This is a genomic window from Flavobacterium sp. B167r (assembly GCF_056824315.1).
In genome coordinates this window covers 4,573,553-4,586,505 of sequence record NZ_CP124859.1, presented here as the reverse complement: position 1 = coordinate 4,586,505, position 12,953 = coordinate 4,573,553, and the positions used below count along the sequence as shown (strand labels likewise).

The following is a 12,953-nucleotide window of genomic DNA, read 5'->3' as shown; positions in this document are numbered from 1 at the left end:
GGTCTTCAAATTTTAGATAGCAACTGCGGCAGGAAAATCTACAGGAATTTTGGTATTAGCAAAAACATAATTGGTAAAGCTTCTTAAGGAAATCAGCGCTGTTAATTCTATCAGTGCTTTTTCATCATAACCTGCTTCAAAAAAGTTTTCCAGATCAGCTTGCTTTGCGTTGCCTTTGTTATCGGCGATAGATCTTGCCAATTGAAGAACGACATTTATTTTTGCGTCTGAGTATTCGCCTCTACGAATGTTAATCGTATCTTCTTCACTAAATCCCTTCAATTTAGCAAGCATAGTGTGTGCAGCCAGACAGTAATCACAATTGTTAACCTGTGATACTATAAGATTAATAGCTTCTCTTTCCTTAGCACTATATGATGAATCCTGAGATGATGCGCTTTCTGTATCCAGCATGGCCTTTAAAGCTGCCGAAGAATAACCGATTGTGGCATACAGATTGGGGATTTTTCCCATTTTAGATTGTACAACCTCCAGAATTGATTGTGAAGTTTTGCTTAACTGGTCCTTTGCAGGAACTGAAATTGTTTTCATGATAGTATTTTATTAAATTATTAAGGTGCTGCTTAATTGTATATAATTAACCATGAGCCTGTTCAGAAACTTCTTTCCAGTCATTCCAGGTTTTTAATTTTTCAGCATACACACGTTCTGTTTTTTTCAGGCCGACTTTTCCTAAAAATAAACGCAGAGGAGGATTTTTACTGTCAATCAGTTTTAAGATGGCAGGAACTGTAGCTTCTGGTTTTCCATAATCTTCCGGCAATAAACCCTCTGTTGCTCCCAATGCTTCTTTTACTTTATCATAAGCAGATATTGACTCACTTACAACAGCTGAACTTCCGCCAAAATCTGTTGCATATCCATTTGGTTCAACTAGAGTAACATTGATTCCAAAGTCTTTAACTTCATCTGCTAATGCTTCAGTAAATCCTTCTACCGCAAATTTTGTAGCGTTGTAAATGCCTAGAGTTGGCAGAGACCAAACCCCTAAAACACTTGATAACTGAATTATGTGCCCATGTCCCTGTTCACGAAAAATTGGCAGCGCAGCCTGTGTTACCCATAATGTTCCAAAAACATTGGCTTCAAAAACATCCTTAATTGCTTTCTCACTTACTTCTTCCACAGCACCAAAAACGCCGTAACCAGCATTATTGATCACTACATCCAATGTTCCAAAATATTCTTTTGCAGATTGTACTGCTGTGGCTACTGCTGCTTTATCGGTAATATCAAGTTTAATAGCGAGAAATTGTGATCCGTATTTTGCCGACAAATCTTTATAAGCGTCAATTGTTCTTGATGTCGCCGCTACATTGTCTCCTCTTTTTAATAATGCTTCGATCCATAATTTTCCAAATCCTCTTGAAGCTCCTGTTATAAAAATTGTTTTTTTCATGATTTTAAAATTGTTTTAAATTGTTTCATATTGATAGGACAAAGTTAGAGTTAAGATGCTTGGAGGAATATCCCATTTCAGCGGAAGAATAGCACATAAATACGATGAAGGTATTTTTGAATATATTTTTGTTAATTTGTGGTAGTTATTAATCGTTACATTTATTAAAACAATCAGGATGGAAAAAATAAGTCATTACAAAAGCATTTCGGAGCTTCATGAAAAAAGTGGTTTTGAAAAGCCGAAGCATCCTTTGGTTAGTGTAATGACCTGTAAAGAACTTATGACCTATTCTGTAGGGGAGGATAGATTTACAGGAGATTTCTACATGATTGCACTTAAAAAGATAAAATCAGGCCATATTTTGTATGGTAAAACACAGTACGATCACAGCAACGGCTCGATGGTGTTTATGAAACCGAGGCAGACCATAGAAGTAAGCAATGTTCAATTTGCAGAGAAAGGTTTTGTCATGTTTTTTCATGAGGAATATCTTATGGGGCATGCCCTTCACGAACTGATAAAAAAGTATGGATACTTTGAGTATGAAATAAATGAAGCCCTGCATACTTCCCCAGCAGAAGATAAAATATTATGGGAACTATATTATAAAATAAGAAATGAATACGATGTGAGCCAGGATGAATTCAGCCGCGAAATTATTTTATCTCATCTGGATTCTATCTTAAAATATTCGGATCGTTTTTATAAACGGCAGTTTATTGATAGAAGTATGAATGTATCGGGAAGCGCAGTTAATAAATTTCAAAAAATATTGAGCAGTTATTTTGAAAACGGACAGCATCTTTCCATCGGACTGCCAACAGTAAATTATTTAGCAGGCGAATTGTTGCTGTCGACTCGTTATTTAAGCGATGTGCTGAAACAGGAAACAGGCAAGACAGCTTTAGATCATATTCATATACATTTGATTAAAGAAGCAAAAAATCTTCTTCTTGGATCGAACAAAAATATAGCAGAAATAGCATATGACCTTGGATTCGAAAGCCCATCATATTTCACAAGATTATTTAAAAAGCAAACTGGATTGAGACCTTTGGAATTTAGGACGTTATCTTAGAAAATTCTATTATTATACTTATGTTGAAACTTAGGAAATTTATTTCGATGAATAAAAAGTGATATTGAGTCAGCATCCTAGAAATAAGCTAAAGAATAACGGGCTTCTTAATAAAGAATAATTAAGGATGCTTATTTTTGCACTGAAGGATGCAGGTTATGAAATTCTTCTATTGTTAAATTGCCAAGGGCAGAATGTCTTCTGTGCATGATGAAATGTGCATCGATTTTGCCCCTTGAACTTTGAGCACTTTTATAAAATTTGAAAACTGCAATAAATCAAAAAAGCCTGCGAATCTCACGATTTGCAGGCTTTACCGCGTTTTTTATGGGTTTTTGAAAAGATTGAAAAACTTTCGTTTTACTAACTTATACCCTTTTTGTGGGGAGAGCAGGATTCGAACCTGCGAAGTTCACACAGCAGATTTACAGTCTGCCCTCGTTGGCCGCTTGAGTATCTCCCCGATCTCAGCTTGTTCTGCTTAGTTGTTCTTAGCGGTGGCAAAGATAGGAACTCTTTCTACATTTCCAAACAAAAAAATGACTTAATTTTAAGTTATTTTAAAGTTATTTTTTAATCCGCTGGAATTGAATAAAATAAAAAATGCTAATTTGAAGTTTTTTTTAAATTATTTCAAAAAGTAGGAATAGGCTTATGGTAAGTTTGTGGTTTCTACTTTGGATTTTGCATTGAATAAAGTTGTCAAGCACTGCTTTCATTGATGAATTAAATAAAATTTGATGGAAAAATATTCAACTGATATTGTTTTTCAATTCGATTTTCTAAATTTTGAAACATTCCTTCAGCTTAATTCATCTTTGTAAAATCTTTTTTATGCCAAGTTTTTATTTCTTTAGGATGAAATTCTATTTTTTTAATTTCGATATGACATAAAACAAAAAAATCTCCACGAGGGAGATTTTTAATTTTTTTAAAGAGAGGATTATTTTGCCAGCAATTCTTGAATCTTTGCTTTCAATTCATCGCCTCTTAAATCTTGTGCTACCACTTTTCCTGACGCATCAAGGATAAAAGTTGCAGGAATAGATTCAACATTATATTGTTTTGCAATTGGCTCTTCCCAAAATTTCAGATTAGAAACATGAGTCCAAGTTAAACCATCTTTTGCAATAGCTTCCTTCCATTTTGCAGCGTCTTTGTCTAAAGATACTCCAACAATGTTTAATCCTTTTGAGTGAAACTCTTTGTATAGAGCCACAACATGAGGATTTTCTTGTCTGCATGGTCCACACCAAGAAGCCCAGAAATCTACAATAGTTGCTTTACCTAAACTTTCTTTAAGAGATACTACTTTTCCTTCTGGATTAGGAGCAGAAAAATCGGCTCTTCACTTAGCGCTACCTACCGCTGGAGCAGTTGCACCAACAGATGGCATTTTTGCTTGACCAAATCTAGTTTTGATTTCTTTTCCAGGAGCAGTACTTTTCAAAGGCTCTTCTAAAGTATTGTAAAGACCTTCTAATTTTTTCATGTCAGCAGTTGGATCATTCAATAAACTTTGAATAATTAAAACTGTAAGGAAAGATTTTGGGTGATTTTCAGCGTAAGCTAAATATTTCTTTTTGCTTCCTTCTTGAACTTCTTTTTGAATTTCCATGTATTGTTTCATCAAGCTATTGATAGTTGCTGTATCTTGTGCTTGTTGAGCTTGTTTCATTTTATCATTGTTCTTTTTCTGGAAATCCATTAAACTTTTTTGAGTTTTGTTCATGTCTTCCATGAAAGTTACATACTCATCATTATTGTAAGTTCCAGAAATTTTAGATTTGTGGATACTATCTTTATCAATAGCAATTTTAATTTCTCCAGTTTCTAGGATAAATGGGATAGGTCCGTTAGCACCTTGTAATATTAAAGTATGAAAAGCTGGCTCAGTAACTTTTCCTTTTATTTCAAATTTTCCGTTTTCAACTTTTACTGTATCAAGAGAAAGTGGCATTCTTGTAGCAGGATCCTGACCTTGTAAGATAATAGTTTTTCCATTTTCAATCCCTGTAGCAGTACCAGTAATAAGGTATTCTCCATCTTTAACTTTGCTGCAAGAAATGATAGCTGCAGAAGCTGTAAGTACAAAAAGTATTTTTTTCATTATAAAAAATTAATTAGTTAATTGATTTGTGCAACAAAAGTATCTAAAATTATAAAACATACAGAATTTTACAACCTAAAATTTTGTTATAGTTTTTTTAGGCTTAAAATGCATGAAATCAGCGTGTTTGTTGCCTTAATTTGATTTAAAACTCTTAATATGAAACTTATTTGAGGTATCTGTGTTCAAATATTTGAATTTTAGGCACAAAAAAAGCACTCGTTTGATAGAGTGCTTTTTTGTAAAATATAGTAGTATAAAACTATTCTTGATTTGTTTTCTTTCTCCAAGTAAAAGAGTTTAAGATATGTCTTTTTGCAAATCTTGCAGGAGAATCTGCATTTACCATTTTCACGTAAGTTGCTTTAGGAACACTGATGTATTCGTAAACACTTCCGTTAGAAAAATCAATAATCAAACGACCTTCAACAAATTTGTAATCTGTAATAGAACAAGTTGAAATTGTTTCTGTATATTCAGGTAAATTAAGTTTGATTGTATCAGGGTGAATACTTACTAAAAAGTGGTAAGCTTCGATAATTGTTTTACTTTTTTCTTCTGCATCTTTTAAACCAGCGTCGTCTCCTACAAATTTATCAGGATGAGATTCTTTCATCGCATTACGATAAATTGTCTTTAAATCTTTTAACTCTGCAGTTTTTTCTACATTAAGTAACTTGCGGTATTCAACTATTTTTTTCATAAATAAAAGGTAACTACTTGTCTATTAGTTTGAAATTGATATTAATTAGTTCAAATCGACAAATTTTTTGCAAAGGTACACTTTTTTTTAACTTTTTAGTTTTGATGCAAAAAATAATCCTTTTTAATTATGAATTATGAATTATGAATTATGAATTGCTAGCTTATACACAACAATAAAAACTCATAACTTATAATTCACAATTCATAATTAAATTTATTCCGGTTTATGATTCGCTTTATCGAAGTTTCTTGATTTTTTTGGATATTGTTTGTAGCTAATATCGCTTGGATTTTCAATAATAGATTTTATTGTAATCCAATCGCCTACTTTAAATTTGGCTTCAACCATTTTATAGTCTAAAAGATATACTCCACAGAAATAATTGTTATTTTCATCTTTTTCGATAATACCTGTAAAAACTCCTTTTTGCGGCATTTTTTGTTCTAAATCTTTAGACATGATTTTTTATTTTGAGATTATGGAGCAAAGGTAAGCAATTAATGTTTGGTTTAGGGAGTTCGCCGTAATCTGAGTATATTTGCACATGCAGAAAAATTTTAAACCACATCCTAATTCTTTTAAAAATACGTTTTGCGCTTTTAATGAAGTACTTCCAAATGCAATTGAAGGTTTGAAAAAGCAATTTGAAAGCAAAGCAGGAAGTACCTATTATTATACAGAAGAAGGAATGTATCGCGTTTCGAACCATTGGGGAAGGCTGGCGAATAGCAAATGGCGGTTAATTGCCCGAAATCCAGAAACGGAATCGAAAACTAAAATTGGTTTTTCAAAATGGTCAGCGTTTTACCCAGACAATGCCGAAGAAAAATTGTACTATATAAAAGCTGATTTTGAAAATAATTTGGCTAATTATGAGCACAAGAATAATCCAGAATATGATGGAAAAGCAGTTTTAAGAACGAGTTTTGAAACCGCAAAAAGATTAAAACAAGTTCGAAATCTGCAGCAACTGACTTCTTGGGCAAAATATTTCGATTATGATGATATTGATGATTTGCGAAAAAAAATCATCAACGAATTGATTTTCACAGAAAAAACGTTAGAACAAATTAAAAGAGAGGTGTAATGGGAAGAAATAACGAAAGAAACATCAAAAAGCACAACGACAAATTGCATAAAGCTCAGGCGAAAGCAAAACAAGCAGAAATGGCTCGTAAAGAAAAGCTAAAAGAAATCGTAAAAAAGTTCAACGAAAGTAAAAACGAAGAGGAAGAAAAATAGTTTCAAGTTTAACGTTTCATGTTGCAAGTTAACGCAACGAACTTGAAACTTGAAACCTGAAACAAAAAAATTATAAAAAAACACATGAATAGTAAATTCGAAGAATTAAAAGCAAACGTGCAAGAAATCATTGATTTGATTGCTGCAAAAAACGACAGAGAAGCAAACAACAAATTGTTAGAGGTTAGCGAAACATTAGACGAAATGATTGATTTTGCTGAAGAAGATGAAGAAGTTCGCGAAATAACTCGTTATCAAGTTTTATTGAATCAGCTTCACGTTAAAATTAATGGAGAAGAGCCTGTTGATGGAGAGTAAAAAATGCTTCTGTGACACAGGATTGCTTTTTGAAAATTGCTGCGGATTATATTTAAGCAATAACCCAAAAGCGCCTTCAGCATTAGCTTTAATGCGATCAAGATATTCGGCGTATGCGACTCATAATGCCGATTACCTTATGGGAACAACTTATATTTCTGAACGAAAATATTATTCGAAACCTGAAATTTTAAGATGGGCAGTTTCTAACAAATGGCAGAAATTGGAAATTTTGAGTTTTTCTGAAAATACGGTCGAATTCAAAGCTTACTTTTTAGATTCAGATAATAAACCGCAAGTGCATTACGAATTCTCAACTTTTAAATTTGAAAATGGCGCTTGGTATTATTTGGATGGAAAGTTTGAATAATTATTATATCTAACACTGTTAGCTCTAATTTTTAATTAAATATTTTAACTAAAAATTAATAAACGATTCGTTTTTCATAATTCTAAAAAGATGTAATTTTAGGTTTATGAAAAACGAATTTAAAAAAGGCTTTTATTTTAAGACTTACGAAGCTCCTTTTCAGTCTCCGTTTGACAAACTTTTTACGATTTTTAAAGAGTTGATCACCCATACTTCGGGTGATTTTGATGAAGCAATAAGCTGGCTTCGGGAACTGGATATTGAATATAAACTTACCGACGAAAACTACACTATTGACGATTTTATCGAAGACCTGAAGAAAAAAGGATACATCAGAGATGAAGTAAAAGGCGATGGAAGTTCTGGTTTGGGCATCACCGCAAAAACCGAACGCGCAATTAGACAGCAAGCTTTGGATCAGATTTTTGGAAATTTAAAACGTTCTGGAAGTGGAAATCATAAAACGAAACATGCAGGAAATGGCGACGAACATACTGGCGAATTCCGTGAATTTAATTTTGGAGATAGTTTAGAAAGAATTTCACTAACGGAAAGTCTTCGAAACGCTCAAGTTAATAACGGAGTTGAAAGTTTTATGCTGACTGAAAACGATTTGGTTGTCGAAGAAGCACAATACAAAGCGCAAATGAGTACGGTTCTAATGATTGATATCAGTCACAGTATGATTTTGTATGGCGAAGACCGAATTACGCCTGCTAAAAAAGTAGCAATGGCTTTGGCAGAATTGATCACAACAAGATATCCGAAAGATACTTTAGATATTTTAGTTTTTGGAAATGATGCTTGGACGATTCCAATCAAAGATTTGCCTTATTTGCAAGTTGGGCCTTATCATACCAATACCGTTGCTGGTTTGCAATTGGCGATGGATATTCTTCGCAGAAAGCGAAATACCAACAAACAAATTTTCATGATTACCGACGGAAAACCAAGTTGTGTACGCGAACGTGATGGTTCTTATTATATGAACAGTAACGGTCTAGATGAATATATTGTTGACAAATGTTACACGCAAGCACAACAAGCTAGAAAACTTCATATTCCGATTACGACTTTTATGATTGCTAGAGATCCATATTTACAGCGTTTTGTAAATCAGTTTACAGAAGCAAATCAAGGAAAGGCATTTTATACAGGACTGAAAGGTTTAGGCGAAATGATTTTTGAAGATTACGAAGCGAATAGGAAAAAGAGAGTTAAATAAGGTTCTAAGTTGCTAAGATTATAAGATACTAAGGTTTCTTTTGAGGATGAATAACGCAACGCTCATTTCTTTAAAAACAAAACAAATAATAAAAATTTACATTTCAATACAATGGAAATAAATACTATAAAGACATTAGGTCAATTAAAAGCCGCTGGATATAAAAGTACAAGCATAAAGGATGAATTGCGTAATAATCTTCGTGAGAAAATCAAATCGGGGAAACCTGTTTTTGAAGGCGTTCACGGATTCGAAAATACAGTAATTCCAGAATTAGAACGCGCGATTTTATCTCGTCATAATATCAATTTATTAGGGCTTCGCGGACAAGCAAAAACGCGTTTGGCGCGTAAAATGATCGAATTATTAGATGAATATATTCCGTTTGTGGAAGGTTCAGAAATTAATGATGATCCTTTAAATCCGATTTCTCGTTTTGCTAAGGATTTAATTGCTGAAAAAGGTGATGAAACTCCTATTTCGTGGTTGCACAGAAATGAACGTTTCTTCGAAAAACTAGCAACACCAGACGTTACAGTTGCCGACTTAATTGGCGATATTGATCCGATTAAAGCAGCAAATTTAAAACTGTCTTATGCGGATGATCGTGTAATTCATTTCGGAATGATTCCGAGAGCGAATCGCTGTATTTTTGTAATCAACGAATTACCTGATTTACAAGCTAGAATTCAAGTTGCTTTATTCAATATTTTGCAGGAAGGCGATATTCAAATTAGAGGTTTCAAATTAAGAATGCCTCTGGATATGCAATTCGTTTTCACGGCAAATCCAGAAGATTATACCAATAGAGGAAGTATTGTAACGCCTCTTAAAGATAGAATTGGTTCTCAGATTTTAACGCATTATCCTGAAAGTATAGAAATTGCAAGAACGATTACAGAACAAGAATCTAAATTAGATCAAAATCAAACCGATGTAGTTCATGTTCCAAGTTTGGCGAGAGATATTTTAGAACAGATTAGTTTTGAAGCTCGTGAAAGCGAATATATCGACAACAAAAGTGGCGTAAGTGCGAGAATGAGTATTACGGCATTCGAAAACTTAATTAGTACTGCAGAACGTCGCGCTTTGATTTCTGGCGTTGATAAAACGACATTACGTTTGTCAGACTTTGTCGGAATTATTCCAGCGATCACAGGAAAAGTCGAATTGGTTTATGAAGGAGAGCAGGAGGGAGCCGATGTTGTAGCTGAAAGTTTAATCGGTTCTGCAATTCGAACATTGTTCCCTGAATATTTCCCAAAAATCGAAAAATTAGAAAAACCAGACGAGAAAACGCCATATTCTGATTTAGTGGAATGGTTTTTCGCGGAAAGCGGTTTCGAATTATTAGACGATGCTTCAGACAAAGAATATAAAAGTATTTTAGATGAAGTAAGTCCGCTTGACGAATTATTGAAAAAATATCAGCCTCAATTAGCAAAAGAAGATCAATATTTTATGAAGGAATTCATTCTTTGGGGATTGGTTGAATATAAAAAATTGAGCAAAGATCGTTTTGCAAAAGGAAATCAGTTTAGAGATATTTACGGAAGTTACATCAGTAAATTCTAAAATTATATTTAATAAAGTTAAACCCAATAGATTAAATTTTATTGGGTTTATTTTTAAACACATCGAAACATAGGATTTTTAGATTTGTAAAAAGGTAATTGAAAGAAACTAGTTTCTAACACATAGACTCACTACTGTTTGTCATCCTGAGCGAAGTCGAAGGACACGTTAGAAACTCTACAAAGATTAGCGAATCTATGTGTTTGAAAAAAAATAAATCTGGTCTAGCTGGTTTTTTAAAACCGGCTGGGCTTTTTTATTTTGCAATAGTTACTTTTACAGTCCAAAAATAAATTTATGTTATTCCTTATATTAAGTATTCTTTGCAGTGTTATTGTGGGCGTTATATTCAAGATTTCTAGAAAATATGATGCTAATCCGTCACAGATTATTTCATTCAATTACATTGCCGCGATTACGCTTTGTTACTTTACCTTTACGCCAGATCTTAACGCTTTAGACAATAATGCACCTTTAGAAATTTATACTTCCGTTGGGATTTTGCTTCCAATATTATTTCTTTTTTTGGCACTTTCGATAAAATATATGGGAATTGCAAAAACTGATGCAGCACAAAGATTGTCATTGTTTATTCCGATTTTGGCAGCTTGGCTATTGTTTAATGAAGGATTTAATACGTATAAAGTTATTGGAGTTTTGGTTGGTTTTGCGGCACTTTTATTCATCTTAAAAAAGCCATCAGACAATACAGAAAACAAATGGATTTATCCAGCAGCAGTTTTACTTGGTTTTGGAGTTGTCGATATTCTTTTTAAGAAAATTGCCTTATATACGGTTGTTCCTTACACCACATCTTTATTTTTTGTCTTTCTAATTGCTTTTGCGGTTTCTATTCTTATTGTCATATATAAGTTGTTTATAGCGAAAGAAAATTTTGTTTTAAAAAGCATTCCTTTCGGAATATTGGTTGGAATTTTCAATTTCGGAAATATATTATTCTATTTGAAAGCTCATAAAGCATTCGCAGAAAATCCATCAACCGTTTTTGCAGGAATGAATATGGGCGTAATTATTTTAGGAACTCTTATCGGAGCTTTTTTCTTCAAAGAAAAACTATCCAAAATCAATATCTTAGGATTGTTTTTGGCTTTGATTGCTGTTGTTTTTATAGTTTTTTCGCAATTAAAGTAATTTTTTTTAGCATTTAATCCTTTAGTTTACAGGTGTTTTAGTGGTTGATTGTGTTTTTATTTAAAATAAACTCGACTAATTCTATAGAATTTATAAATATAATTTTGTAGATTTGTCTCAACAATGAAAAACTATAGCCGAAATATTATGACGTCTTTCAATTGCAGCTTTGCGATGTGCTGCGTAATGAATCACGTTTTGAAATGGCGTTAATAGAGAAAGTACTTGTTAGTTATTTTTTTTTTTAGCCTTTCATTGCACCATGAAAGGCTTTTTTTTGAATCGTTAAAAAATCTAGATATGAGAACCAACAGAAATATGAAAATTTTGATGCGCAGCTGCTTAATCAAAATTCCGTGTTGCAACTAAATTGAAGAATAAAGAGAAAATATCTTCAAAAAAATGAAGATCATTAAAACATAAAAAGATAACCCAAACCAAAAAACTATATACTATGAGCTCAGAAATTATAAAACATAATCCGTTTCAATCGATGATTGATCGTTTTAATATCGCCGCAGATATTTTAAATTTAGATGATTCTATCAGACAAAAATTGCAGCGCCCTGAAAAACAAATCACAGTAAATTTTTCTATTACTTTAGATAACGGAAACGTTCAGAATTTCGAAGGATACCGCGTAATTCACAATACTGCTTTAGGACCTTCAAAAGGTGGAATCCGTTACGATACAGCTGTAAATCTGGATGAAGTCAAAGCACTTGCCGCCTGGATGACCTGGAAATCTGCTGTAACTGGAATTCCATTTGGAGGAGCAAAAGGCGGCATTATTTGCGATCCGAGAAACCATTCTAAAACGGAATTAGAAAAAATTACAAGAGCGTACACTAAAACTTTAGCTGATATTTTCGGACCAGAAAAAGATGTTCCAGCACCAGATATGGGAACAGGCCCAGACGAAATGGGATGGCTAATGGATGAATTTTCATTAGTGCACGGAAGACCAATTCATGCCGTGGTTACAGGAAAACATCTTCATTCTGGAGGATCTTTAGGCAGAGTAGAAGCGACGGGAAGAGGTGTGAGCATTATTACGCTTTTGGCACTTCAGAAATTGAAAATCAGACCAGCAAGAGCTACAGCAGCAATTCAAGGATTTGGAAATGTGGGATTGCATTCTGCTTTATTCCTTCATGAAAAAGGAGTGAAAATTGTAGCAGTGAGCGATGTTTCAGAGGCATTTTACAATCCGAACGGAATCAATATTCCGGAACTGATTTTATATTATAATTTGAATAACAAAACTATAAAAGGCTATCCAAATTCTGTTGCAATAAAACATGAAGATTTATTGCTTTTGGATGTTGATGTTTTGATTCCGGCTGCAAAAGAAGATGTGATTACACAGAAAAATGCGAACGACATTCAGGCAAGAATTATTATTGAAGCAGCAAACGGACCAGTTTCTTCAGATGCAGATCAGATTTTACATGATAAAAATATATTAGTTGTTCCTGATATTTTGGCCAATGCGGGCGGTGTTACCGTTTCTTATTTCGAATGGCTTCAGAATTCGCTTTTGGAATCTTGGAGAATTCACCAGATTAACAAACGTCTGGAAGATATTTTAGAGAAAGGTTTTGATACTGTTTTTAGAGTTGCAGTAAAACACGATGTAACGCCTCGTATTGCTGCTTATATTATTGCTTTGAAAAAAGTAGCCGAAACACAGTCGGTTAAAGAAGTGGCGTTGGAAGCTCCTTTGTTTAAGCAGAATTAAAATCAGGTTTACT

The 12,953-nt window shown here is 33.3% G+C and carries 14 protein-coding genes, 1 tRNA gene and 1 pseudogene; 9 read left to right on the top strand and 7 right to left on the bottom strand.

From position 1 onward, the window contains the following. Positions 1-12 precede the first annotated feature (12 nt). Both QLQ96_RS20070 and QLQ96_RS20065 read right to left on the bottom strand, forming a co-directional pair. A complete protein-coding gene (locus tag QLQ96_RS20070; protein WP_482492834.1) occupies positions 13-552 on the bottom strand; it encodes a carboxymuconolactone decarboxylase family protein in 540 nt (179 codons plus the stop codon). Positions 553-598: 46 nt separating this feature from the next. Beyond that, positions 599-1,420 carry an SDR family NAD(P)-dependent oxidoreductase gene (locus QLQ96_RS20065; RefSeq protein ID WP_482492833.1) on the bottom strand — a complete coding sequence of 274 codons (822 nt, stop codon included), beginning with the start codon at positions 1,418-1,420 and terminating at the stop codon, positions 599-601. A gap of 178 nt (positions 1,421-1,598) precedes the next feature. Here QLQ96_RS20065 and QLQ96_RS20060 point away from each other — a divergent pair, with 178 nt between their 5' ends. Continuing rightward, a complete protein-coding gene (locus QLQ96_RS20060) occupies positions 1,599-2,501 on the top strand; it encodes a helix-turn-helix domain-containing protein (protein WP_482492832.1) in 903 nt (300 codons plus the stop codon). 382 nt (positions 2,502-2,883) lie between these two features. Here the strand turns inward: QLQ96_RS20060 and QLQ96_RS20055 are convergent. From QLQ96_RS20055 to QLQ96_RS20035, 5 genes and pseudogenes are all read right to left on the bottom strand, one after another. Beyond that, positions 2,884-2,964: transfer RNA gene (locus QLQ96_RS20055), tRNA-Tyr, on the bottom strand. Positions 2,965-3,444: 480 nt separating this feature from the next. Beyond that, positions 3,445-3,831: pseudogene (locus tag QLQ96_RS20050) on the bottom strand (TlpA family protein disulfide reductase); the annotation flags it as partial. Between the two features lie 18 nt (positions 3,832-3,849). After that, entirely contained in the window at positions 3,850-4,611 is a 762-nt protein-coding gene (locus tag QLQ96_RS20045) for a DUF4369 domain-containing protein (RefSeq protein WP_482492830.1), read from the bottom strand. Between the two features lie 262 nt (positions 4,612-4,873). After that, on the bottom strand, positions 4,874-5,314 hold the full coding sequence (locus QLQ96_RS20040; protein WP_482492829.1) for a KTSC domain-containing protein: 441 nt from the start codon (positions 5,312-5,314) through the stop codon (positions 4,874-4,876). 216 nt (positions 5,315-5,530) lie between these two features. Continuing rightward, positions 5,531-5,776: a hypothetical protein gene (locus tag QLQ96_RS20035; protein ID WP_482492827.1), complete on the bottom strand. Its 246-nt coding sequence runs from the start codon at positions 5,774-5,776 to the stop codon at positions 5,531-5,533. Between the two features lie 85 nt (positions 5,777-5,861). On the opposite strand from QLQ96_RS20035, the gene QLQ96_RS20030 reads away from it, so the two are divergent. The 8 genes from QLQ96_RS20030 to QLQ96_RS19995 all read left to right on the top strand — a co-directional run bounded on the left by QLQ96_RS20030 (position 5,862) and on the right by QLQ96_RS19995 (position 12,940). Continuing rightward, complete coding sequence (locus tag QLQ96_RS20030) at positions 5,862-6,404, top strand: hypothetical protein (RefSeq protein WP_482492826.1); 543 nt, start codon at positions 5,862-5,864, stop codon at positions 6,402-6,404. Further along, positions 6,404-6,559 (top strand): hypothetical protein, encoded by a 156-nt coding sequence (locus tag QLQ96_RS20025; RefSeq protein WP_482492825.1) that lies wholly within the window; start codon positions 6,404-6,406, stop codon positions 6,557-6,559. The genes QLQ96_RS20030 and QLQ96_RS20025 overlap by 1 nt, the downstream gene beginning before the upstream one ends. A gap of 84 nt (positions 6,560-6,643) precedes the next feature. After that, a complete protein-coding gene (locus tag QLQ96_RS20020; RefSeq protein ID WP_095931642.1) occupies positions 6,644-6,877 on the top strand; it encodes a hypothetical protein in 234 nt (77 codons plus the stop codon). Beyond that, positions 6,849-7,247, top strand: a complete 399-nt coding sequence (locus tag QLQ96_RS20015; RefSeq protein ID WP_482492823.1) for a YchJ family protein — start codon at positions 6,849-6,851, stop codon at positions 7,245-7,247. Before QLQ96_RS20020 ends, QLQ96_RS20015 begins: the two co-directional genes overlap by 29 nt. 106 nt (positions 7,248-7,353) lie before the next feature. Then, the gene (locus QLQ96_RS20010; RefSeq protein ID WP_482492822.1) at positions 7,354-8,472 is read left to right on the top strand and encodes a vWA domain-containing protein; all 1,119 of its coding nucleotides are present in this window, start codon (positions 7,354-7,356) and stop codon (positions 8,470-8,472) included. A gap of 111 nt (positions 8,473-8,583) precedes the next feature. Beyond that, positions 8,584-10,047: an AAA family ATPase gene (locus QLQ96_RS20005; RefSeq protein ID WP_482492820.1), complete on the top strand. Its 1,464-nt coding sequence runs from the start codon at positions 8,584-8,586 to the stop codon at positions 10,045-10,047. A 297-nt stretch (positions 10,048-10,344) separates the two neighbouring features. Next, complete coding sequence (locus QLQ96_RS20000) at positions 10,345-11,199, top strand: EamA family transporter (RefSeq protein ID WP_482492818.1); 855 nt, start codon at positions 10,345-10,347, stop codon at positions 11,197-11,199. A 454-nt stretch (positions 11,200-11,653) separates the two neighbouring features. Continuing rightward, positions 11,654-12,940: a Glu/Leu/Phe/Val family dehydrogenase gene (locus QLQ96_RS19995; RefSeq protein WP_482492817.1), complete on the top strand. Its 1,287-nt coding sequence runs from the start codon at positions 11,654-11,656 to the stop codon at positions 12,938-12,940. Positions 12,941-12,953: the final 13 nt, after the last annotated feature.

Excerpts from the sequence above, each read along its gene's own strand:
- QLQ96_RS20070 (WP_482492834.1), bottom strand. The coding sequence starts at position 552 with ATGAAAACAATTTCAGTTCCTGCAAAGGACCAGTTAAGCAAAACTTCA.
- QLQ96_RS20065 (WP_482492833.1), bottom strand. The coding sequence starts at position 1,420 with ATGAAAAAAACAATTTTTATAACAGGAGCTTCAAGAGGATTTGGAAAA.
- QLQ96_RS20060 (WP_482492832.1), top strand. The coding sequence starts at position 1,599 with ATGGAAAAAATAAGTCATTACAAAAGCATTTCGGAGCTTCATGAAAAA.
- QLQ96_RS20045 (WP_482492830.1), bottom strand. The coding sequence starts at position 4,611 with ATGAAAAAAATACTTTTTGTACTTACAGCTTCTGCAGCTATCATTTCT.
- QLQ96_RS20040 (WP_482492829.1), bottom strand. The coding sequence starts at position 5,314 with ATGAAAAAAATAGTTGAATACCGCAAGTTACTTAATGTAGAAAAAACT.
- QLQ96_RS20035 (WP_482492827.1), bottom strand. The coding sequence starts at position 5,776 with ATGTCTAAAGATTTAGAACAAAAAATGCCGCAAAAAGGAGTTTTTACA.
- QLQ96_RS20030 (WP_482492826.1), top strand. The coding sequence starts at position 5,862 with ATGCAGAAAAATTTTAAACCACATCCTAATTCTTTTAAAAATACGTTT.
- QLQ96_RS20025 (WP_482492825.1), top strand. The coding sequence starts at position 6,404 with ATGGGAAGAAATAACGAAAGAAACATCAAAAAGCACAACGACAAATTG.
- QLQ96_RS20020 (WP_095931642.1), top strand. The coding sequence starts at position 6,644 with ATGAATAGTAAATTCGAAGAATTAAAAGCAAACGTGCAAGAAATCATT.
- QLQ96_RS20015 (WP_482492823.1), top strand. The coding sequence starts at position 6,849 with ATGGAGAAGAGCCTGTTGATGGAGAGTAAAAAATGCTTCTGTGACACA.
- QLQ96_RS20010 (WP_482492822.1), top strand. The coding sequence starts at position 7,354 with ATGAAAAACGAATTTAAAAAAGGCTTTTATTTTAAGACTTACGAAGCT.
- QLQ96_RS20005 (WP_482492820.1), top strand. The coding sequence starts at position 8,584 with ATGGAAATAAATACTATAAAGACATTAGGTCAATTAAAAGCCGCTGGA.
- QLQ96_RS20000 (WP_482492818.1), top strand. The coding sequence starts at position 10,345 with ATGTTATTCCTTATATTAAGTATTCTTTGCAGTGTTATTGTGGGCGTT.
- QLQ96_RS19995 (WP_482492817.1), top strand. The coding sequence starts at position 11,654 with ATGAGCTCAGAAATTATAAAACATAATCCGTTTCAATCGATGATTGAT.